General features: G+C 47.5%; 22 protein-coding genes. 10 read left to right on the top strand and 12 right to left on the bottom strand.

The window, feature by feature from the left end:
• Positions 1–22: 22 nt before the first annotated feature.
• The 4 genes from ACMXI2_RS06385 to ACMXI2_RS06370 all read right to left on the bottom strand — a co-directional run bounded on the left by ACMXI2_RS06385 (position 23) and on the right by ACMXI2_RS06370 (position 6,254).
• Positions 23–3,604 carry a SusC/RagA family TonB-linked outer membrane protein gene (locus ACMXI2_RS06385; RefSeq protein ID WP_483780866.1) on the bottom strand — a complete coding sequence of 1,194 codons (3,582 nt, stop codon included), beginning with the start codon at positions 3,602–3,604 and terminating at the stop codon, positions 23–25.
• A gap of 219 nt (positions 3,605–3,823) precedes the next feature.
• A complete protein-coding gene (locus tag ACMXI2_RS06380) occupies positions 3,824–4,996 on the bottom strand; it encodes a FecR domain-containing protein (protein WP_483780865.1) in 1,173 nt (390 codons plus the stop codon).
• Positions 4,997–5,018: 22 nt separating this feature from the next.
• Positions 5,019–5,594 carry an RNA polymerase sigma factor gene (locus ACMXI2_RS06375; RefSeq protein WP_483780864.1) on the bottom strand — a complete coding sequence of 192 codons (576 nt, stop codon included), beginning with the start codon at positions 5,592–5,594 and terminating at the stop codon, positions 5,019–5,021.
• Between the two features lie 51 nt (positions 5,595–5,645).
• A complete protein-coding gene (locus ACMXI2_RS06370) occupies positions 5,646–6,254 on the bottom strand; it encodes an RNA polymerase sigma factor (RefSeq protein WP_483780863.1) in 609 nt (202 codons plus the stop codon).
• Between the two features lie 163 nt (positions 6,255–6,417).
• On the opposite strand from ACMXI2_RS06370, the gene ACMXI2_RS06365 reads away from it, so the two are divergent.
• On the top strand, positions 6,418–7,002 hold the full coding sequence (locus ACMXI2_RS06365) for a hypothetical protein (protein WP_483780862.1): 585 nt from the start codon (positions 6,418–6,420) through the stop codon (positions 7,000–7,002).
• 150 nt (positions 7,003–7,152) lie between these two features.
• Here ACMXI2_RS06365 and ACMXI2_RS06360 read toward each other — a convergent pair whose 3' ends face one another.
• A complete protein-coding gene (locus ACMXI2_RS06360; RefSeq protein ID WP_483780861.1) occupies positions 7,153–7,803 on the bottom strand; it encodes a hypothetical protein in 651 nt (216 codons plus the stop codon).
• A gap of 5 nt (positions 7,804–7,808) precedes the next feature.
• On the bottom strand, positions 7,809–8,309 hold the full coding sequence (locus ACMXI2_RS06355) for an RNA polymerase sigma factor (RefSeq protein ID WP_483780860.1): 501 nt from the start codon (positions 8,307–8,309) through the stop codon (positions 7,809–7,811).
• Between the two features lie 173 nt (positions 8,310–8,482).
• Between ACMXI2_RS06355 and ACMXI2_RS06350 the strand changes: the two genes are divergently transcribed.
• Entirely contained in the window at positions 8,483–8,983 is a 501-nt protein-coding gene (locus tag ACMXI2_RS06350; RefSeq protein WP_483780859.1) for a DinB family protein, read from the top strand.
• On the opposite strand, the gene ACMXI2_RS06345 is transcribed toward ACMXI2_RS06350, so the two are convergent.
• The gene (locus tag ACMXI2_RS06345) at positions 8,972–9,454 is read right to left on the bottom strand and encodes a hypothetical protein (protein WP_483780858.1); all 483 of its coding nucleotides are present in this window, start codon (positions 9,452–9,454) and stop codon (positions 8,972–8,974) included. The two genes, ACMXI2_RS06350 and ACMXI2_RS06345, sit on opposite strands and share 12 nt — an antisense overlap.
• 100 nt (positions 9,455–9,554) lie before the next feature.
• Between ACMXI2_RS06345 and ACMXI2_RS06340 the strand changes: the two genes are divergently transcribed.
• Positions 9,555–9,947 (top strand): winged helix-turn-helix transcriptional regulator, encoded by a 393-nt coding sequence (locus ACMXI2_RS06340; protein WP_483780857.1) that lies wholly within the window; start codon positions 9,555–9,557, stop codon positions 9,945–9,947.
• On the opposite strand, the gene ACMXI2_RS06335 is transcribed toward ACMXI2_RS06340, so the two are convergent.
• On the bottom strand, positions 9,881–10,423 hold the full coding sequence (locus ACMXI2_RS06335; protein ID WP_483780856.1) for a hypothetical protein: 543 nt from the start codon (positions 10,421–10,423) through the stop codon (positions 9,881–9,883). The genes ACMXI2_RS06340 and ACMXI2_RS06335 overlap by 67 nt on opposite strands.
• Positions 10,424–10,523: 100 nt before the next feature.
• The gene (locus tag ACMXI2_RS06330) at positions 10,524–10,874 is read right to left on the bottom strand and encodes a winged helix-turn-helix transcriptional regulator (RefSeq protein ID WP_483780855.1); all 351 of its coding nucleotides are present in this window, start codon (positions 10,872–10,874) and stop codon (positions 10,524–10,526) included.
• Between the two features lie 84 nt (positions 10,875–10,958).
• On the opposite strand from ACMXI2_RS06330, the gene ACMXI2_RS06325 reads away from it, so the two are divergent.
• On the top strand, positions 10,959–11,777 hold the full coding sequence (locus ACMXI2_RS06325; RefSeq protein ID WP_483780854.1) for an SDR family oxidoreductase: 819 nt from the start codon (positions 10,959–10,961) through the stop codon (positions 11,775–11,777).
• Positions 11,778–11,783: 6 nt separating this feature from the next.
• On the opposite strand, the gene ACMXI2_RS06320 is transcribed toward ACMXI2_RS06325, so the two are convergent.
• Entirely contained in the window at positions 11,784–13,019 is a 1,236-nt protein-coding gene (locus ACMXI2_RS06320; RefSeq protein ID WP_483780853.1) for an RNA polymerase sigma factor, read from the bottom strand.
• Positions 13,020–13,061: 42 nt separating this feature from the next.
• Positions 13,062–13,403: a YciI family protein gene (locus ACMXI2_RS06315; protein WP_483780852.1), complete on the bottom strand. Its 342-nt coding sequence runs from the start codon at positions 13,401–13,403 to the stop codon at positions 13,062–13,064.
• A gap of 198 nt (positions 13,404–13,601) precedes the next feature.
• On the opposite strand from ACMXI2_RS06315, the gene ACMXI2_RS06310 reads away from it, so the two are divergent.
• The gene (locus ACMXI2_RS06310) at positions 13,602–14,399 is read left to right on the top strand and encodes a class I SAM-dependent methyltransferase (RefSeq protein WP_483780851.1); all 798 of its coding nucleotides are present in this window, start codon (positions 13,602–13,604) and stop codon (positions 14,397–14,399) included.
• Here the strand turns inward: ACMXI2_RS06310 and ACMXI2_RS06305 are convergent, their stop codons facing one another.
• The gene (locus ACMXI2_RS06305) at positions 14,400–15,935 is read right to left on the bottom strand and encodes a site-specific DNA-methyltransferase (protein WP_483780850.1); all 1,536 of its coding nucleotides are present in this window, start codon (positions 15,933–15,935) and stop codon (positions 14,400–14,402) included.
• Between the two features lie 202 nt (positions 15,936–16,137).
• Between ACMXI2_RS06305 and ACMXI2_RS06300 the strand changes: the two genes are divergently transcribed.
• The 5 genes from ACMXI2_RS06300 (at position 16,138) to ACMXI2_RS06280 (ending at position 22,431) form a co-directional block, all read left to right on the top strand.
• Positions 16,138–17,157 carry a LacI family DNA-binding transcriptional regulator gene (locus ACMXI2_RS06300; RefSeq protein WP_483780849.1) on the top strand — a complete coding sequence of 340 codons (1,020 nt, stop codon included), beginning with the start codon at positions 16,138–16,140 and terminating at the stop codon, positions 17,155–17,157.
• Positions 17,158–17,264: 107 nt separating this feature from the next.
• Positions 17,265–18,407 (top strand): glycoside hydrolase family 172 protein, encoded by a 1,143-nt coding sequence (locus tag ACMXI2_RS06295; RefSeq protein ID WP_483780848.1) that lies wholly within the window; start codon positions 17,265–17,267, stop codon positions 18,405–18,407.
• 19 nt (positions 18,408–18,426) lie between these two features.
• Positions 18,427–19,989, top strand: a complete 1,563-nt coding sequence (locus tag ACMXI2_RS06290) for an aldehyde dehydrogenase (NADP(+)) (RefSeq protein WP_483780847.1) — start codon at positions 18,427–18,429, stop codon at positions 19,987–19,989.
• Positions 19,990–19,998: 9 nt separating this feature from the next.
• Positions 19,999–20,781, top strand: coding sequence for an L-fucose dehydrogenase (locus tag ACMXI2_RS06285; protein ID WP_483780846.1), 783 nt, complete (start codon positions 19,999–20,001; stop codon positions 20,779–20,781).
• 21 nt (positions 20,782–20,802) lie between these two features.
• Entirely contained in the window at positions 20,803–22,431 is a 1,629-nt protein-coding gene (locus ACMXI2_RS06280) for a UxaA family hydrolase (protein ID WP_483780845.1), read from the top strand.
• Positions 22,432–22,447: the final 16 nt, after the last annotated feature.

Below are 22,447 nucleotides of genomic sequence, written 5' to 3'. Positions count from 1 at the left end.
GATCTGTTCATTTTATGTTCACTTATAAAGTAAGGTTTACGCCCAGGCTGTAGCTATGCAGAAAAGGAGGAGTGGACCTGTATCCCTGGCGCATATCGTGGTATTCCGGATCAATACCGTGATCATTGGCTTTCCACACCATGAAATTGGTGGCTTGCGCGTATACGCTCAGTTGCTGTACTTTCAAAGGTTTCAGCCAGGAAGCAGGCAGTTCATAATTAAGCGTAAGATCCCTGATCTTTATATAGGAGGCGCTCACTACATTGATATCGGCCCTGTTATAATAGTTCATGTTGCGGCGGGTGTAGCCTTCAGATGGATTGGCTACGTAGGAAGGCACATTGGTGATAGCTTCATCTCCCGGCTTTTTCCAGCGGTCCAGGAAATAGCTGGGTAGATTTCCGGACGTAAATCCTGCCGCATATCCTCCTATCCGGCCGGAAGTGATAATGTTTGCATCAGTGCGCATCACATTGCCCATGTTATAAATCGTGTTCACGGACAGTGAAATGCCTTTGTAACGGAAGGTATTGGAGAACCCGCCATTGAAAATGGGAATGGTGGTACCCATATATTTGATATCCTCATTCTTTGTTTGGTAGTAGGGGTCTTTGATAATGGATTTATCACTGAGTTTTATCTGCGGGTCGCCCATATTATCCAGTCCCCCCCAGGTGTAGGCGAAAACAGGCCCGGCAGGATAACCGATATAATAGAACGATTGTATTTTATAATCCCCGGTATTGGCATAGGCGGATAGCGTTTCAAAATCCTGCAGCTTATTTTTGTTATAGCTGAATATAAATGTGGTGGACCAGTTCAAACCATTTCCCTGGATATTCTGTGAAGTAATATTCAATTCGAGGCCTTTATTGGAATATTTGCCGATATTGCCCAGGCTACTTCTATACCCGGTAAATGGATTCAGGAAAACATTGCCCAACATGTCGGAGGTGGTTTTGCGGTACATATCAATACTTCCGCTGATCCTTCCTTTCAGCAGGGAATAATCTATACCGATATTAATGGTTTCAGTATGCTCCCAGGCAAGTTTGTTATTGGCAGTAGTTTGAATACCTAATGCATCACCGGCTATTCCGCCGCTATTAACCTGGGGGACCGCATTCAGGATATCATTCCTCGATGCAGACCCCACGTAGGGTGAATTACCGGTGATACCATAGGTGGTTCTGATACTAAGGTTATCGACCCATGTGATGGGTTTGAAAAAATGCTCTTTTGCCAGTTGCCACTTAGCGCCAAAACTCCATATCGGTTTATTCTGCGAAGAAACATCGCTGCCAAAAAGATTACTGTGATCCTGCCGCCAGCTTCCATCTACACTATATTTTCCGTTAAAAGTATAACTGGCCAGTGCAAATCTGGACGTAAAACGGGAGAGCGTTTGGTTAATGAAGTATGGGCGCTGCAGGTAGCCGTAACCGCTAACCGTGCCTGTTACACCCTGGCTCAGTGTGGCATAGTCTACCAGCCCGTAGGTACCCAGTTTCTCATCATATCCTAAAAAAGTACTGGTGGTGGAAAAATTGAATTGTTCCTGTGCCTCCTGCCCTACCTGTACCATCAGGTGATCCCGGCCCTCTGCAGGTTCTGCGGTATATACCAGCTGATTCCGCACCGTCCAGTTGCGCTGATCGTTATGACCTTCTATGAAAGTGCCGCCGGTGGTCGGTACCAGGTATTTAGGCGTGGAATTGACAGTAGGCGCTATGGTAAAACCCAGGAGTTGCTGCCGCTGAGAAAACGCCCTGTTATCATTAAAATAGTTGTTGATACCCGGAGATTTCACATAACCATAGGTACCATCAAAACTCAATCCTTTCCAGATCTTAATATTTGCGTTAGCGGTGAGGTTAATGAAAATAGTATTCCTTTCACTATGCGCGTAGTCTATTTCATCGAGCGGTACATAATCCATATTGATCCTGCTGCGCGCCTGGTAGTCGAGCCGCAGGGAATCTGACCAACCTGACATAAAAGGCATTGCCACGTTTTTCCCGGATGCATCCCTGGGCAGCAGATACGGCAACATATTAGGACCAGCTGCCATCTGGTTCTTTCCGCTTTGTACGCTGTTGATGAGAGAGGCGTTGACAGAGATCCTGATATTTTTATTCGGTTGAAGATTTTGCGTCAGGTTTATTTTGTAACTATTGTCTTTATTCCCCGGCATATTATCCTGCGACATGGTATAGCCCAATGACCCATAAAATGAATACACGTTATTTCCACCGCTCACAGAAACGGTATGATTGGTGGTAAACGCCGGGCGAACCATCAGATCAAGGATCTGCTGCCGGTTGTTGATAGACGCCAGGCTATCCATTCCTTTGTTGTACTGCGCGTCAGAAATCAGCCCGCGGTAATGATCATACATCAACTGGTCGTGCGGCGGAATGGTCTGATCATACAAGGTGTTCCACGGAAACTGCTGGGGGTCGAATAATTCTTTTGCGGTGGCAATGAACTGCTGGCTGTTCATCACCGGGATATAACTATAGTTGGGTTTACCCTGGAAGTTAATAAAGCCGTTGTAGCTAACCGTGAGCCGTTGATTATTTTTCCCCGATTTAGTAGTGAGTACTATTACGCCATTGGCTGCCCTGGCGCCATAAATGGCGGCGGCAGCGGCGTCTTTCAATACGGTGATATTTTCGATATCATCGGGGTTCAGCGTACTGAAATCGTTTACGATCATACCGTTGATCACATACAGCGGATCTGTGTTCAGCTGAACGGTACCTTTTCCCCTGATCACGCTTCTCCGGGTGGTAACGCCATTTCCGTTGGAGTTACGTGAATTCACATCATAATCGGCGCCTACTGCCAAGGTTAATCCGGGGATCAGTCCATCGAGCCTTTGCATGATATCCATGCTGCCGGTGCGTTTGGCAACAATCTCCATATCCGGTTTACCAAAAGAGCCGGTGGCCCTTTCTTTATCGAGTTTCTGATAGCCGGTATTAACAATCACCTTTACATCGGAGAGCTGATATACTTTACTTTTTACGACAATGGTATGTTGTTGTTCATCTATGTTCAGCTCGCCGGTCCAGGGTTCTATATTTACACTGGTAATCTGGGCCTTTACCACCGGGAGTTCTACTTCGGATAAAATGAAGTCCCCGTTTTCATCTGTAAAAGACATCTGCAAACGGTCGGCCGCCACATCGGCGTGGACGGTGGCGCCGACAACAGGTCTTTTGCGTTCATCTACCACCCGCCCGCTGAAAATCCTGCCCGGATTGGAAGGCTCCGGCTGTGCCATTACCGGTTGCGCCATTGCAGCAGGTGGTGCGGGCGTGATCACAATCACCTTATTTTTTATTTCCCAGGTGAGATGTTGTTCTGAAAGACATTGATCCAATACATCCTCCAGGGAAGCATCTTTTACGTTCAGGTTTACAGATTTGGATTTCTTCAGTATTTCTTTGCTGACTAGAAATGAATATCCCGTTTGTTTTTCTATTTCCCTGAAAATTTTCTCGAGAGATAAATTCCGTCCTGTGATCGTAATCTTTTGTGCGTAAGCATTTGCGCTGAGAAGTAATGCGGCTGTAAAAACAAAGAAACATACCTTCATAAATCTGGTCAGTTTAAGTGGCATACGATCAGGCATGGGATTGCCATGTACAATTAAGTTCATATCTTTGTACCGGTTTGGATGTTAAAGTAATGCTGAAAAGCGATTTTGGTCTTACGTTTAGTCCTGCTGTTATCCGGAAATGTTTTCCCCATTTCCGGATTATTTTTGATTGATGTACTACTATTTATATATTTTCATTCACAATGACTGGTTGGTTTAATTTTTTCGCGGACCGGGAATAACGATGATCTTCTTCCCTTTTACTTCAAAATGTACTTTATGTGTTAGTTCCAGGACGTCCAGGATCTGTGTGGCATTTTCACTTTTCGGAATGGCGCCGTAAAATTCTTCACCCGGTAGTTGTCCCTGGTATACAATCTCTACATCATACCACCTGGCCACCTGCCGCATGATGGTGGCAATGTCTGTATTATAAAAACGGAACTTGCCCTCCTTCCAGGCCAGCACTTCTTCCAGATCTGGCGTAGTAATGGTAATACCGGGTGCTCCATTTGTTACTGCTGCCTGTTGCCCGGGTTTTAATATTTTCTGTTCTTTTTGTTGTATCACCCTGATGGCGCCATTTATCAGTGTGGTTTTGATGGCCGCTTCGTCGGAGTATGCCATCAGGTTAAATTCCGTTCCCAGTACTTCGATGCGTTGCCCTTTAGAAACAACGATAAAAGGTTTCGTGGCATTCTTAGCCACACGGAGGTATGCTTCTCCCGAAATTTCCACACTCCTTTCTTTATCACCAAAACGGTTGGGATACCTGATGTAAGAAGCGCTGTTGAGCCATACCTCCGTACCATCAGACAGCTGCAGCTGATATTGCCCGCCACGCGGGATGGTAAGCACGTGCATGGTAACAGCCCCCGAAGGATCAGCTGCATAGGCGAGTTTGCCGTTGTTTTGTTTAACCACGCCATTTTCACCGGCAATTTGTCCGTTGCCGATACTATCCAGTGTGATCACTTTGCCATTGCCCAGCGTGAGTATGGCTTTGTTGCCACCCGGCGCCAGCGGCGTTTGTACGGCCATTGGCCTGCGTTCCAGCGAATGGTAATAGGTATAGCCACCTATGCCAATCAATACCGCTATACAGGCCGCAGCAGCCATGCGGAACCAGGCCACGCGATACACGGGCGTTGCAGCAGGGGTTGCACCGGTGACGGTCATGATAGCCTGCCACACCACGTCTTCCCGCTCCGGTGGCAGGTCTGTCAGCGGTTTGTTTTCCCGCAAACCGCGGCGCAGCACTTCGCGCAAAATATCCTCATGGCCGGGCTGCTGCAGATACTGCAGGAATTCCGCGTGTTCCTGTGCGGTAGCGGCGCCCTGGATGCAACGGTGATATAAAGCAGCTATATTATCTGGTAGTTCCATCATTCAATTTCTTAGGTGTATGTTTTTAATGGGAAAGCTTTGCCAGGCAAAACTGCCGTATCGATCGCATTGCCTGATCCAGGTTCCATTTCACAGTTTCGGGCGACACCAGGAGCTGATCCGCCACTTCATTTCTTTTTAATCCTTCCTGTTTTATCAGCTTATAGGTTTGTTGCTGTTTGTCCGGCAGCCGGGCTACAGCTTCATCCAGCAAAGTATCCAGCTCTTTTTCGATGTAGAGATCCAGCGGATCTTTTTTGTCCGTTTCCGGCGATGACTGCGGGTCGCTGACGGTTCTGCGCAACTCCCGGATCACTTTAAAACCTGCGTGTTCCGTTACCCTGTAAATCCAGCCTCCGAAATGGGTGATCACCGGCAACCGTTCCCGGTGCAACCACACCTTCATAAAAACTTCCTGCAACACATCTTCGGCCAGTTCCCGGCTTCCCGTGAGGTGATAGATGGTTGTATACAGTTGTTTCCTGTAATGCGCAAATACCGTGGCAAAGGCAGAGGTGTCTCCGTTGGCAATTCTCCCGAGTAACCCTGCTTCATCAGGCAGATAAACAGTATGATTTTTACGGCCTTTCCTGTGAATCATATATATAAGAGCCACGGGAATAACAATTGGGGGGTAAGGACGAAAAAAAATTTATTGCAGGCCATTCACCAGTATAAAAGCCAGGGTAAGTCCCAAATGCGCCATGCAATATTTACGGACGGACTGGTTGGCCTGGTCCAGGTTCCATTTTACGGTTTCGGGCGACACTGACAATCGTGCTGCCACCTCTTTTCTTCTCAGCCCCTGTTGCCTAATGAGCCGGTAAGTGAGCTGCTGTTTTTCCGGCAATTGCGCAATGGCAGCCTCCAGCAGCTGGTCGTATTCTTTCTCAATAAAAATATCAACGGGATCTTTTTCCGGCGGAGTTAACGGATCATTGGATAAAACATGCAGTCCGCCTGCTATACGCCGGTTATTGCGGATCACTTTGAAAGCGGCATATTCGGCCACTTTATACAGCCATCCGGGGAAGTTAATAATACCGGTCAATCGCTCCCGGTGCATCCATACCTTGATAAATACCTCCTGCAATACATCTTCGGCCATCTCATGACTCCCGGTTACATGTAAAACAGTGGTATACAGATTTTTCTTATACGCTTTAAACAATATGGCAAAGGCCATGCTGTCACCGTCAGCTACACGATGCAGCAATTCCTGCTCTCCTGGCAGATCCTCATGAATTCCGAAACCCCTCATATGTGAATCAATGAAATCAGGATAAATTTCCTTGATTAGTAAATTATGGTTATGGAAGTAAATTTATTAATAAAATCTGCCTGAAGGTTATTTTTTTAAAACGAAACGCCATATACATAATATATTATATATTCGTCTGTCTTAAAAAAGATATCCTGATCTTATGAAACAGCATATATTCTCCGCATTTGCAGTTGCTACCCTATTATTTTTTGTTACCGGCAACTGTTCCGCGCAACAGGCAGACAGTGTTAAACAGGCGCGATTCCTGGCATTGATAAAGAAGGCGGTTATTACACTGAGAAATGAGAAGGCAGATGCCAAAAAGCTGCAGAAAGCGGAAGCCGCCATGAAGGCGACGCGGGATATCTATTATAAAAGAAGGGACAGCCTTCAACAAGCCGATGATAGTCCCCAGCCGGTATATGATGCGAACAGTGTTGACCTGGGCGCAGTAGTAATGAAAGATCTCGCTGCAAAAGAAGACACATCAAAGGAACACAAGGATTACCTGGCTGCACTGCTGACGCGTAATACCCTTACCATTATTCATATTTTCGGGAAAGGAGCCGGCCAGGATACCTGGCTCCTGCTGGCAAAGAAATTGAACTACGACGGGAAAGATTACGCACAATACCTGCAGTCCTTTTCCTTTAACGACAAAACCAAAGACGCTTATATAAAGGTGATCAAAAATTCGTTGCTGGACCTGGCGAAGGAGGAAGCGAAAAAACGATCTGATTATTAATGCGTTTCAATCAACGCCAGGGAAGGGCCCTGTATGCATATGAGTTCACAAACGCTGCCCCGGTTCCTGTCTGCCCCAAAAGCGGCGGAGACCGGGTCTGACGATAAAATCTCCACTGGTAAATACTTTTACTTCGCCACGTAAGTGCCTTTACCCGGCACTTCTATACTCCCTCACCTGCCTCAGCAACTCCATCGATTTTATAATCGGGTCCCATTCCTTTCCTTTAAAAATTAACCGGAACCATTTCTTATCCCTGTTCTCATACCGGATATTAAGAAAAAGCCATACAGCAGGATATGTGAAGACGGCCGTTACCAATAGCTGGATCAATACAAACACAGCATTGCCATGCAACAACATATCCCTGGTGAGGTAAAAGGTGGTCCATACCGGTAGTTGCAGGAATAACAGGCGAGCCACCCAAAGCGTGGATACCTTCAGCCGGGATAATTTTTCCTGCATAGTCAGCACCGGCTCATCAATATCCAACTGATGCACTAATATCAACTGGTAAAGATAAATACCGACAGCCAGGTGTATCAGTAACACCTGGATCCCGGCGGAAACCAGGAAAAAAGGGCTGGCAGTGTAAAATAAACTAATAATCAGCGTGTCCACAAAGGCTACCCATAAGACCCCCACTATAATAGTAAAAATCTTTATCGGCTTCATGGAAGCAATAAAGTGCTGCACCTTCATCCGGGTAAGATCCGCTGCTACTTCCTGGTTAAACAAAAGCGTTTCTTCCAGTTTCCTGTCATAAGTTTTCCAGAGATGAATCATTTCTTTGTCTTCCATTTTTGTTACGTTTTGATGGACGAAAATTTCTGTTTTAAGATGCCCTTGATCCTTGCGATTTTAGTAGCCACATTGGTTTCCGACAGTCCCATGATCTCTCCTATTTCCCGGTAACTTTTTTCTTCGAGATAGAGCAGCATCAGCGCCTTATCCAGTTCTTTCAGCTCCGCAATAAAGCGCTGCAAAAAACCAATATTTTCCGCTGTTTCGTCTTTTACATTGGTATCCACGATGTGCAGGATGTCTTCAGATAGGGGATTGGAAGCCTGTTTGCGACGGGTTCCTTTACGATAGAATGAAATAGCGACATTCAACGCAATACGATAAATCCAGGTGGAATACTTAGCCTCACCGGTATAATTGCCAAATGACCGCCATAACTGGATAATTATTTCCTGGACAAGATCTTTCCTGTCTTCTGCATCCTGGCAGTAAGATTGGGCAATCTTATAGATAATGCCCTTATTTGTTTGTAGAACAGCAAGAAACAGATCAGTTGAATTCATTCGTTGAATGCTATTTCTTAATTATTCGCATCAATAACAGAAAAATCACACTTCCGGGAAAGTTTTTTTGGGATTGATGGCTGGCCTGATCAAAAAAGCCACATTCGTAAATGTAGCTTTTTTCGCTATTATCAGGTGAATCCGCTACTTTTGAAGCGACCATCACAAATAACATGAGCAAACCTTTCAGACACGGCGCTATTGGCGCATTGCTTGATGAATATGAAAAAGCCATTTCAGCGTTAAAAGAAGTGATCGGCACCATACCCGATCACGCACTCACCGTCATCACCGATCCGCATACGGCCGACGAAAACTGCCGGTCGGTTCAAACTATATTGTCGCATGTAGTCAACTCCGGATATAGCTATGCCACCAGCATTCACAACCTCCGGGGCCCCCAGCTGACGCGGCCCGCCAAAACATTTCATCTCACCACAAACGCCTACCTGGAAGACCTGACCAATGTTTTCATCTTCACAGAAAAAGTATTTGAAGCATTTAAAGATGATGAATTGGAACAAATGGATAACGCGTTGAAAATAAAGGCCGGCTGGGGCCAGGTATACGATATAGAGCAAATGGCCGAACACGCCATTGTTCACATACTCAGGCACAGGCGGCAAATTGAGAAGATTAAACAACAACAGCTTTCCGATTTTTTAAGCAGGTAATTTTACCAGCAGATGCCGGATCATCCGGATGAAATGCATACCCAGAGGAATTACAACTACCCCCTGCAGGATCCCCGTTATTTCAAAAAATATATCATCCGGCATTTCATACATGCCGGGCGGGAAAAGCACAGACATGCCCGTTGCCGATAATCCGCCAAAGTAAAGGATATTTTTAAGGAGATGATTGTAAAGCCCTTCATAGCCTCCTATCATTACAATAGAAGCAAGGAAGATGATGGAACAATATATCCAGGACCACACATTTTTCCCGGAAATCCCTTTTTGATTTATTACACGTTGAAGGATCACCGTAACAATCAATACCGGGATACTCAGCAGCAACACATGTATCCGCCACGGCGTGTTGTACCGGATGGCGCCGTATACATGATGAACAGAGGTGAGCAGCATCAGCACGTTACTATACAGACTTACTTTAGTTTGCTCATTTTTCAGTAGCTTGAACATGATTTGTATTTTTATACAAGCAAAACTAAAACCGTAAAACAGCGCAGGCAAGTAGTTACAGGATGGTAACTATCAACTTTCTTTTAAAAAAGATATACGTATGTCAATCACACAAACGGAGTATGATGCAGGTATTTGCCCTGTCAGTAAAACAATAGAACTTATCAGCGGTAAATGGAAGCCCGTTATTCTCTATTTAATACAGCATAACATCAACCGGTTTGGCTTGTTGCATGAAAAAATGCCAAAGATCAGCCGGAAGATACTCACCGAACACTTAAGGGACCTGGAAAAGCATGGGCTGATAACCCGTGAAGTGAAGGTCAGCAAACACCCGCAGGTGGTTATTTACAGGTTAACAGAAAGCGGCGCCTCCCTGCGGCAGCTCATAGACCAGATCTTTAACTGGGGCCACCGGCACCTGCTTCAAAATACAATACCTACGATGAACACATTTGCATTCACAGATTTTTCGCCGAACACAACGCTGTGATCTTCTTCCGCTATCCTGTCGGGGTACCGGTATTTGTATCCGCGATAAATATAAGAAGCGAACACACCTATTTTATTAAAGTGCCAGGCAATACCGGCGCCCGCTCCATAGAAGTATTTACCCGACTCGTTGAAAGTAACCGACTCCTGCCCGGTGCCTGACGGGACCTCCGCAGTACGGGTTACATTATAGCCATTCCGCCCGAACTGGCCGGTGATATAAGGATCGATATGCCCGAAACGGTGTTTGATCTTCACATCCGCAAATACCGGGATCAGCGTATGATCATTGTAAGAAGTAAGCTCCACGCCGGGCCCTACACTGATAATATGATTCAGCAACTCCACATTAGCGGTCACACCGCCACCACCGCTACCGTCGTGGATCATGCCGTAAGCGTAACCATACAGCAGCTTCTCCCGCTGGGCGAAAGTAAAAAGCGGTAAGCACAATAGAAAAAGCAGTATATTTTTCATGATCATATGATGTTTCTCTTTTGTTTTAACAACCAGTCCGGTAATATTGTTGCCGGCGTTGTCCTCTGCGCCGCAACCGGGCGCCTGCCTTAAAAAAATACTATTTTTTTGACCGGATCTTATTTTTATGCTGTTGGCCCCAAAGGATCATGGCCTGGATAACCGGACCTAATGTTTTGCAATAATCATTGGAGGTGTACTCCACCAATGCCGGCGATTCGTCATATACGGTACGCACTACCAGGTTGTTTAGTTCCAGCTCCTTCAATGCACGGGAAAGCATGCGCGTGGTGATACCAGGTATGCTGCGCTCTATTTCCCTGAAACGTTTATTGCCATTACAAATGGAGTTAATAATAGGCAAGGTCCATTTACCGCCTACCACATAAATTGTGTCCTGTAATGCTTTCAATTCTGCCTGCTGATTTCTTGGCTGAATAACTTTTCCCATACATCCTTTTTTGATATACTCTGTGATACTGGTAACAAAGTTATACCAATTTACCGGTAATTTTGTGTCATAAATAATTACATCATGAACAAAACTATTTTTATTACCGGCACCAGTTCAGGATTAGGTAAGGCCAGCGCCCGCTATTTTGCAGAACAGGGATGGAACGTAGCGGCCACTATGCGCAGCCCGGAAAAGGAAACGGATCTGACAAAATATCCCAATATCAAAATATTCCGGCTGGATGTTACCAATCTCGCAGAAGTACAGCAGGCCACACAGGATGCCATTAGTGCTTTCGGAAAAATTGATGTGGTGATTAACAACGCCGGCATGGGCGCCTATGGCGCACTGGAGCTGGCAAAGGAAGCGGATATCGACTGGCAGTTTGCCGTAAACACGCGCGGCCCTATTAATGTTATCCGTGCATTTCTGCCGCACTTCCGTAACAACGGCGGCGGTATGTTCATTAATGTAAGCTCCTTTATGGGTCTTACTACTGCCGTACCGCTGGGATCATTGTATAACATGTCGAAGTTCGCACTGGAAGGGCTTACAGAAGGACTGTACTATGAGCTGAAACCACTTAATATTGAGTTGCGGCTCATTGAGCAGGGCGGCACTACCGGTACCAACTTTGTAGAAAACGTTACCTGGAATACGAATCCGGGCATCACAGTATACGATGAACTGACACGAAAACTCCGGCGCCTGTTTGAAAATGCGGATGACAGCATGAAAGACGACAGGATGGATATTGTAAAAATACTTTTCGACCTTGCCACCAGGAAAAGCAATAAATTCCGGACGGTTATCGGCAACTCCGGCAACGGCCTGATGGCGTTGAGAAATTCGGTACCTATTGAAACGTACCTGGAACAGATATCGCAGAACTTCTCCTGAGCCGGCTTACACAGTCCCCAGCGCGGCCATTTTCTTTTGAATAGTTCGTTTATCCGCTTCCGTTTTAGCGAGTAATAAAGCTTTTTGAAGATGAGTAACGGCACGGGCATTGTCAATATCTGTATACAATTCTCCCAGCAACACAAAGTAATAATGGTTATCCGTGAGCTGCAGTTTTTCTGCTGCTACTATGGCTACTTCCTTTCCATTGGCTTTTGATAATGCATACGTTCTGTTCAATGCCGCTATCGGTGAATAACAGATCTGCAGCAAACGGTTATACAGTTGCAGGATACTCTCCCACTTTTCCGGCGTATCCTGCTTCTGTGTATTCCAGTAAGCAATGGTAGCTTCAAGATGATACCGGGAAAGCTTTTCCCCGCCGGAAGCTTCATGCAGGAACCACGCGCCTTTGGCGATCAGCGTTTCATTCCAGCGCGATTCATCCTGATCCTGGTACAGGATAATTTCACCGTTCTCATTCCGGCGGGCCTCAAACCGCGACGCATGAAAACACATCAGGGCAAACAATGCATTTACCTCCGGTGTATTAGTGGTGGCATTTTCCAGCAACAGGTAAGTAAGCCGCATAGCTTCCAGGCAAAAGTCTTCCCGCAATATAGCATCCTGGCTTTCAGAATAATATCCTTCGTTGAATAGCAGGTACAGGGTGGTGAGTACGGTATCCAGGCGTTTCCTGATTTCCGTTTCTCCCGGAAATTCCATCTGCACTTTTTCTTCCCGCAGTTTTTCTTTCGCCCGCAATAAACGCTTATTAATAACTTCCTTATTGGTTAAAAAAGCAGTGGCAATTTCTGTAATCCCAAACCCGCACAGGATGCGGAGTGCAAGCCCTATCTGCGCCTCTTTTGAAATGCCGGGGTGACAAATGGCGAAGATCATCTGCAACTGGCTGTCGGTGATATTTTTGTCAGACAGGTCGATGTCCGGTTCTTCACTGCCGGGAGTAGTATATTTTACCTGGTTGGCAATTTTTTCTAAAAACAGGCGATTCCGCTGAAAATAATTCTTTGCTTTATTTTTTGCTACCAGGTATAGCCATGCCGTTGGATTCTCCGGAATTCCTTTATAGGTCCAGGTTTCCATCGCCGACAAAAAGGTTTCACTGGCAATGTCTTCAGCAACTTCCAGGTGTTCGATGCCAAAAACCTTGCAGAGCACCGCCGTTATTTTCCGGAACTCTGTACGGAACAAATGTGGTATTAGTTCAGCTTGTGCCATACATGAAAACAGCCCCTGTTGTACAGGGGCCTGTATACTTTTTTAGTGACGGTCCACTTTCCTTACTTCCACGGTATTCCCATCTCCCTGTAACACCGGGCTCCCTTTTGCAAACTCCACCGCTTCCTCTACCGATGCCGCTTTTACAATAATGTACCCGCCAATGGTTTCTTTAATTTCCCCGAAAGGCCCGTTGGTGACCACGTTATTATGATGTACCACCCTGCTGTCTGCAAAAGGCAAACCATTGCCTTCCACGAATTTGTTTTGCGCGGCAATGCCTCCGATCCAGTCCATCGTTTGTTTCATCCAAACCTGGATTTGCTCCGGAGAGGCTACTTTGGCGCCATCCTCGTGTCTGAAAATCAGCATAAATTCTTCCATCTTTTTAAGTTTTAAGTGTGATAATATACCTTATAACAAATGGAATGGCAGCAATTGGACATGCCGGATCAAATATAACGGAATAAAGAAATAAACGGCGGAAGTACTGATCACGCCGCTTTAACAGGCACTATTTTGGCGGTACTTTTTAGGTATTTATATGATTTTTTTTATATCTTGTTCTAAACAAATGAATTTATGGAGAAATATTTTTCCGGGGAGGTATTACATGGAGATGATTTTACCCTGGATGAAATCAGGCAATGGTACGATGATGAAAAAGAGGGCTACGCGGGTCTTGTATCCGGGTATACGGATTATCATTACGGCTATCACCGGGTTAACCAGCTTTTTGGATTCAAATATCTTCCGGGAAAAAAATTTAAAAGAGTACTCGGCATCGGCTCTGCTTTTGGTCATGAATTTAAACCTATCAGTTCGCAAATAGAAAGTCTCTATATTCTGGAACCCTCCGATAACCTGGTATCCGATACTATCGGGCAGGTGAAAGTAACTTACAAAAAGCCGAATGTAGATGGTAAAATAGATTTTCCTGATAACTATTTCGACCTGATCGTTTGCTTCGATACGCTTCATCATATTCCCAATGTAAAAAATGTGCTCCGGGAAATGCACCGCTGCCTGGAGCCGGGCGGGCATTTACTGCTGAAGGAACCGGTGAATAGTATGGGCGACTGGCGCGAAACGAGGCAGGGGCTCACCAAATGGGAAAGAGGGATTCCTTATGAATATTTCCGGAAAAATATTCCGGAGATCGGGTTTAAAGTGGTAAAGAAAAATCACTTTTTTACCATGACTTCCTTCCTTGTCAGGAAAACAGAGAAGTTGCTGGCAAAACCTATTTATGAATATCCGTTTTATCTTTTTATAGATAAATACCTGTCTAAAATATTCTCCTGGAATATTAAATATCACCCGGTGAATAAGTGGCAGCGGATTTCTCCTACGGAAATATTTTATATTCTTTCCAAATAACTACTGATCCGGATTGCCTAACTGATATACACGGAAACCATCGTCGAAGCTGGCGCCGGTTTCCTCTTTTACTGCTTTGCCGGCTCTCCGGATGCGCTCCTTCCCTATCTCACAAATATTTTTATAGCCGGCGTGAAAAGCGTCGCTGTCTTCAGCAGTAGGCTGGGGCTCCTGCACCAGGATAAACTTCCGCTGTTCACCGGTGCGCGCCGCCAGTGAATACACTGCATGCGCTGTGGTGGCAGATCCCGAAAAGAAATCCAGTACAATATCATCTGCAGAGGTAGCCAGGGCAATCAGTTCACTGATCAGTGATACCGGTTTTGAATATTCAAATATTTTCTCCCCAAACAATTTGCCCATGTCTTTTTTGGCATTATCATTCGAGAACCGGTTATCAATAAAATCAAGACTGGTGAAGGCTTTGGTTCTTTCTTTCATTTCCACCGTATACCCGCTGCCTGCTTTGGAAATAGTAGCTTTCTCGTATGTTTTGGTATAAATGCGATAGCCGTGCCTCGATTGCTTCAACACTACAAACCCATTCTTTAATCCAAATTCATACAGCGCTTTGCTCCATCTCCAGCAAAAATCGCTTTGGGGATTGCGCTGCTGCCGCTTCAACATCTCTTCCCGGGTGGCATTTCCGGGTCTTAACACCTGTCCTTCTATCTCAATTTCATAGTCAAGGGAGGCCGAATACTGGATGGAGCTGTAGTCCAGCGTTTGATTTAATTTATACTTACCTCTTTCCGGTTCATATTCATCGGAGTGAGTGTATCCCTGCGCTTCAAATGTGCAGGAGTTAAAGCGGGCGTAAGGCGACCTGCGGTAACACAACACGTAATCATTATTTTTGGCGATCAGGTTAGTTGACTTACCGGCTTTTTTGGTGATGCGTGGCAGGCAACTCACAAAATTTATCTCTCCAAAAATTTCATCACAGATCCTGCGGAGATTTGGCAGTTCCCTGTCGTCAATAGAAATAAAGATGATCCCGTCTTCCCGCAACAAGGCAGCGGCCAGTTTCAGCCGCGGATACATCATGGAAAGCCAGTTAGCATGAGCCTCCGGCTGTTCATCCGGCATGCCGTTCAGCGTGTGATTGCCACCGTTGCTTTGTGTAAAATTATCGCGGTATACAAAGTTTCGCCCGGTATTATAGGGAGGATCAATGTAGATCATTTTTATTTTAGCAAGATGGCTCTGCTGCAGCAATTTCAATACTTCAAGATTATCTCCTTCGATATAGCTATTCGCTGTTTCCTCAAAGTGCAGGGAATCCGTTTCTACCGGGCGCAGCACCTCTGTGGCCGGCTGGTTAGCTGTAGCGATGGAAGCGCGCTTCCCGGGCCATTCCAGGCAGTATCTTTCCCTGGGCCCTTCCACCACGGCATGGCTGATTTCCTGCTTCAGCAAATCAAAATCGATGACTTTGCCATTGGCACTTTCTACAACACAATCCGGGAAGAGGGTGGCAAGCTTTTCGAAATTTTCATTCACCAAACGGGGTGAAGTGAGTGCTGGTTTTTCCATGCTGATCGGCTTCTGTTTATGGGCGCGGCATATGCCGGCCCAACCGCTAAAGTAGGAAATATTACCGCATCTGCCAGTCGGCTTTCTGTAACACCATATTATATGCCGCCACTATCCTTCTTCTGCACTAAAAAGACCTCCTCTCTCAAAAAAATCTTCCCAAAAGCTTGCAAACTTAAACGTTTAAGCATATTTTTAAAAGATGAAGAAAGTCTCGCTGAAAGATATCGCTACCGAAGCAGGTGTATCCACTGCGCTGGTATCTTATGTGCTGACCAACAAAGACAAGAAGGCCAGGATCGGGGAAGAGATGGCTAAGAAGATCCGTGAAATTGCGCGGAAGCTGAATTACCAGCCCAATCATATTGCGCGCAGTCTTAAAAGCGGCCGGTCTTTTACCATTGGCCTGATCGTAGCGGATATCTCCAATCCTTTCTTTGCCAATATTGCCCGTACTATAGAAGACGAGGCCAAGAAGCATAATTACAACGTGATTTTTGGCAGCTCCGACGAAAACGTGGACAAGTCGCAGGACCTGATCAATGTGCTCGTAAACCGGCAGGTAGATGGTCTTATTATCACCCCTACCGAAGGATCGGAGCAGCAGATCCGGCAACTGCAGGAGCAGAAGATTCCTTTTGTGCTGATTGACCGGTTCTTTCCGGAGATTGCCGCCAGTTATATTGCCGTTAATAACCGGGAGTCCGCAGCGGGGGCGGTATCGCACCTTATCAAAGCGGGCAGGAAGCGTATCGGTATGGTGGCGTATAAAACCACGCTGCATCATATCAGTGAAAGGATAGGCGGCTACCAGGATGCGTTGGCACAACATGATATAAAGGCAACGAATAGTTTACTGAAGAAGGCGAGATACTCGCATTTAAAGAAAGATATCCGGCTGGCTATTGACCAGCTGCTGAAAGGAAAACGCCCGGCAGATGCCATCTTTTTTGCCACTAACAGCCTGGCCATAGAAGGACTGAAATATATTAATACACTGGGTATACGCATACCAGATGAACTGGCGGTGATTACATTTGACGAAGGGGAAGCGCTGGATTTGTTTTATGCGCCGGTAACGTTTGTAAAACAGCCGATCCTTGAAATAGGAAAGGCCGCAGTGCGCGTGCTGCTGGAACAAATCCTTGACCATACCACCGCCACCACTGCTATTTGTATTGACACTACGCTGGTGGTGAGAAAATCCTGTGGCAGCCGGTAATATACGACCACGTATGAAAGTGATCTTTTAAAATTTATCAGCTTGCTTAAACGATAAAGCTATATTCAGCAGAAACCCGTAGAAACCTAATCTTTTAATATTCACGTATGATAAAAAAATTATTGCTCCTGCCTTTTATTGCGCTTTTCACGTGGACGGCCACCAGCGCCCAGCAACCTTTTAATGGCCTGGAGATGAACATGGGAAACCTCTATCGTTTGTCTGATGCCAAAACCCGTTCTATCAGCCCCGAAAACTTCACCGGCGAACCCGGCAAAGGCGGCATGGCCACACTCGACCAGGGCAACGCCCGCGGCGCCGCGAGAGAACTGGGCCAGGGCTGGAAAGTAAATCCATATATTCATATCGAACCCGGGAAAACCGTTACCCTGGCAGAAATTACCGGTCCCGGCGCTATCCAGCATATATGGATGACACCCACCGGCAACTGGCGCTACTCTATCCTCCGTTTTTACTGGGACGATGAAACCACGCCTTCCGTTGAAGTGCCGGTTGGCGATTTCTTTGGTATGGGCTGGGGCGAATATGCACCACTCAACTCACTGGCTGTATGCGTAAATCCAGGCAGCGCCTTCAACTGCTACTGGGCCATGCCCTTCCGTAAAAAGTGCCGCATCACAATGGAAAATATCAACACAGAAAGAATGACCTTATACTACCAGGTAGATTATACCCTCACCAATGTACCTGAGGACGCCGGCTATTTCCATGCACAATTCCGCCGCAATAATCCCGTGAAAGACGCCAGCTTTACCATGATCGACGGTGTGAAAGGAAAAGGCCAGTACGTAGGCACTTACATCGCCTGGGGCGTTAACAACAACGGCTGGTGGGGCGAAGGAGAAATAAAATTCTTTATGGATGGCGATAAACAATATCCAACTATTTGCGGCACCGGCACGGAAGACTACTTCTGCGGCTCCTACAACTTCGACACCAAAGGCCGCTACCAGGAATTCTGCACGCCCTATTCCGGCTTATCACAGGTGATACGCCCCGACGGATTGTATAAATCCCAGCAACGGTTTGGATTGTACCGCTGGCATATTATGGACCCGGTACGTTTTGAAAAAGATCTGAAGATCACCATCCAGGATCTTGGCTGGCGCAGCGGCGGACGCTATCTTCCGCAACAATCAGATATCAGCAGCGTAGTATACTGGTACCAGCGCGAACCACATGCGCCGTTCCCGAAACTGCCCGCCATGAACGATCTGGAAGTAAACTAATCATAAAAATACCAGGAAGATGAACAGAACCTCGTTGACAGGATTACAGATGATAGGCAATAACTTTTCCGGTGAAGGCGACCATACCTTCCGCGCATTCGCTCCCCTGCAGCAGCAATGGCTGCCGCAGGAATTCAGGGAAGCCACCACCGGCGAAATTGACTCGGCTTTAAATTTAGCCGCACAGGCATTTACCGTTTATAAGAAAACAACCCCGCAGCAAAGGGCCGCTTTCCTGCAGGCGATTGCGGAGGAAATAATTTCCCTGGGAGATGAATTAATCAACGTAGCTTCGGCAGAGAGCGGACTACCACTGCCGAGACTACAGGGAGAAAGAGACCGCACTACGGGACAACTACGGCTGTTTGCCGCTACCATCACGGAAGGCTCCTGGGTAAATGCGCGGATCACCACACCCGCTCCTGACCTGCGCCAAATGCAGATTCCCATAGGCGTTACCGGTATCTTTGGCGCCAGCAACTTTCCACTGGCATTTTCCGTAGCCGGCGGCGACACTACCGCTGCACTGGCTGCCGGCTGTACGGTGGTGTTCAAAGCGCATCCCGCACATCCGCACACCTCGCATTTAACGGCTACGGCTATACGCAAAGCAGTACTGCGCACCAATATGCCCGATGGCGTATTCTCCCTGGTACATGGCACCTCCCATGAAACAGGGCAATACCTGGCAGCACACCCACTGGTGTCTGCCATCGCTTTTACCGGCTCCTTTAAAGGAGGCAAGGCACTATATGACACGGCTACACGAAGAGCAATGCCTATTCCTGTATTTGCAGAAATGGGCAGCGTAAACCCGGTGTTTTTTCTTCCGGGAATACTTCAGGAGAAAGGAACTGCGCTCGCCACGCAATTCCTGCAATCTGTTACCCTGGGCACCGGGCAGTTTTGTACCAATCCCGGTTTGTTCATCACCGCAGCAGGCAATGCCACGGATGCCTTTATCAACGCGCTCCGGCAAGACATAGGCACATTACCAAACGGCTACATGCTCACACCCGGTATATTAGCCGCGTATAATAATGGTATTGCCACCCTGCGTGAGCAGGGCGTACAAATACTGGGTGAAGCCACGCCTGCTGATCAACAGGCCACCCCCAGCCTGCTGCAGGTTACAGCCGCGCAGGTCCTGGAAAACCCGGCCCTCTGTCATGAAGTATTTGGCCCCTCCTCCCTGCATATCCACGCCGGCAGCATAGAAGAAATATACACGGTAGCCCGGCGGCTGGAAGGACAACTTACCGCCACCATTCATGGTACAGCAGAAGAACTGCAGCAACACGCGGCTTTGATAGATATTTTACGGGAGAAAGCAGGCAGGATCATCATCAACGGATTTCCTACAGGCGTAGCCGTTAGTCATGCGATGGTACATGGCGGCCCCTGGCCGGCCACTACCCCTGCCGCCGGCACATCCGTAGGCACGGCAGCGATCTACCGCTTCTGCCGCCCCGTATGTTACCAGGACTTCCCCGCTTACCTGCTGCCACCCGAACTTCAGGATGAAAATCCTATGAAGATATGGCGACAGGTGAATGGCGACATTTCAAAAAACTCCCTCTAAATATTACGTATGGACCTGGGTTTAAAAGATAAAATCATCATCGTAACCGGCGGCGCCAAAGGCATTGGCGCCGCTATCAGCGCAGTGTTGGCACAGGAAGGCGCCACTCCCGTTATCATCGGCAGAAGTGAAGCCGATAATCTCCTGCAGCTGGAACGTATCCGGGAAGCAGGTGGCAATGGCGCACAGGTAGTAGCAGAACTGACCGATCCGCTGGCCTGCGAAAAAGCCGTGGCCGCAGTGGCAGCGGAATTCGGACGGATAGACGGGATTGTTAATAACGCAGGTATCAACGATGGCGTAGGACTGGAAAAAGGAAACTACGAAGCATTTATGCAATCATTGCACCGCAACCTCGTACACTATTACCTGATGGCACATCACGCACTTCCCTTCCTGAAAACATCCAGGGGCGCTATTGTAAACATCACTTCTAAAACCGCAGAAACGGGTCAGGGTAACACTTCCGCATACGCTGCCGCCAATGGCGGCCGCAATGCGCTTACCCGTGAATGGGCCGTGGAACTGCTGCCTTTCAGCATCCGCGTAAACGCCATCGTGGTAGCCGAATCGTGGACGCCTTTATACGAAAGCTGGATCAATACCTTCCCCGATAAAGCAGCCAAACTGGCCAGCATCGTGGAACGCATCCCACTTGAAAAGCGCATGACCACCCCGGAAGAAATTGCCCAAATGACGGCCTTCCTCCTGTCGGGGAAATCGAGCCACACCACCGGGCAACTCATTCATGTGGATGGTGGCTATGTACACCTCGACAGGGCACTGGCATAAATTTATTTTATTCGAGCAACGATGAAACAAAGCATATTACAAATCCATCCCGCGGATAACGTTTGGGTAGCATTGCAAAACATTCCTGCCGGCACCGCAGCGAGCAACGGAAAACAAACAGTAACGGCTATACGTGATATTGCCGCCAAGCATAAAATAGCAGCGGGTAATATCCCGAAAGATGCGCCCATTATTATGTACGGCGTACTGGTAGGACTGGCCAATGAAGATCTTCCGGCCGGTGAACTCATCACCACCCGGAATATACGCCATGCCTCCGGCCAGTTCAGCGTGAGCGGCGAGCGCCACGCCGAATGGACGCCACCGGATACATCTCCCTGGAAAAACCGCACCTTTATGGGCTATCACCGCAAAGATGGCCGCGTAGGCACCGGCAACTACTGGGTAATTATTCCGTTGGTATTCTGCGAAAACCGCAATGTACAACTGCTGCATGAAATGCTGGTGAAAGAGCTGGGCTACCGGGAGCCCTCTCCCTATGAATCCATGCTGCAACAGTTACTGCAGGATTACCGGCAGGATCATTCTGCCGCTACATCCACGCTGACGCTGCCCACCCGTACCTTCCCCAACATCGATGGTATTAAACTGCTCACGCACACAATGGGCTGCGGCGGTACTAAAGATGACGCACGTACGCTCTGCGGATTACTGGCGGGTTACATCACCCATCCCAATGTGGCCGGCGCTACGGTGCTGAGCCTCGGATGTCAGAATGCGCAGATCAGTATCCTCAAAGAAGAAATTGAAAAACGGTCGCCGGGCTTCGACAGAACCGTTATCTATCTCGAACAGCAACAGGTAGGTTCGGAAAAGGAACTGATGACGCAGGCGCTGCAACAAACCTTTGAAGGGCTAACGCAGGCCAACAGCTGGCAGCGGCAACCCGCGCCACTTAACAAATTATGTATCGGCATGGAGTGCGGCGGCTCCGACGGGTTCTCCGGTATCTCTGCCAATCCGGCTGTAGGCAAAGTAGCCGATATCCTGGTGGCATTAGGCGGTTCGGTGATACTATCGGAATTCCCGGAACTATGCGGTGTGGAACAGGAGCTGAGCGATCGCTGCGTTACTACGGACATGGCCGCACGCTATGTACAACTGATGCGCGATTACGCCAGCAGGGCGGAAGCGGTAGGTTCCGGCTTCGACTCCAACCCTTCTGCTGGTAACATCCGCGATGGCTTGATCACAGACGCTATCAAATCGGCGGGCGCCGCAAAAAAAGGCGGCTCCTCCCCTGTAACGGATGTAATAGATTATCCGGGATGGGTACAACGTCCGGGGCTTGCCCTGCTCTGCACACCCGGCAGCGACGTGGAATCCACTACAGCTGAAGTGGGGGCAGGCGCTAACATTGTACTGTTTACCACCGGCCTCGGCACGCCTACCGGCAACCCCGTTACACCGGTCGTTAAACTATCTACCAACACTATACTCGCCCGCAAAATGCATGACATCATTGATCTTGATACCGGCGCCATCATCAATGGAGAAGCATCTATCGATGAAGTGGCTGCCCGTATCATGGAAATGGTGATAGATACCGCCAGCGGCAACTACCAGACAAAAGCACAGGTACTCGGACAGGATGATTTTATTCCCTGGAAAAGAGGAGTATCATTGTAGCTCATTTTTTATTACG

The organism is Chitinophaga sp. G7 BAM 1005, assembly GCF_057126945.1.
Note: the sequence above shows the minus strand (reverse complement) of the source record. Positions and strands in the feature narration are given on the sequence as shown.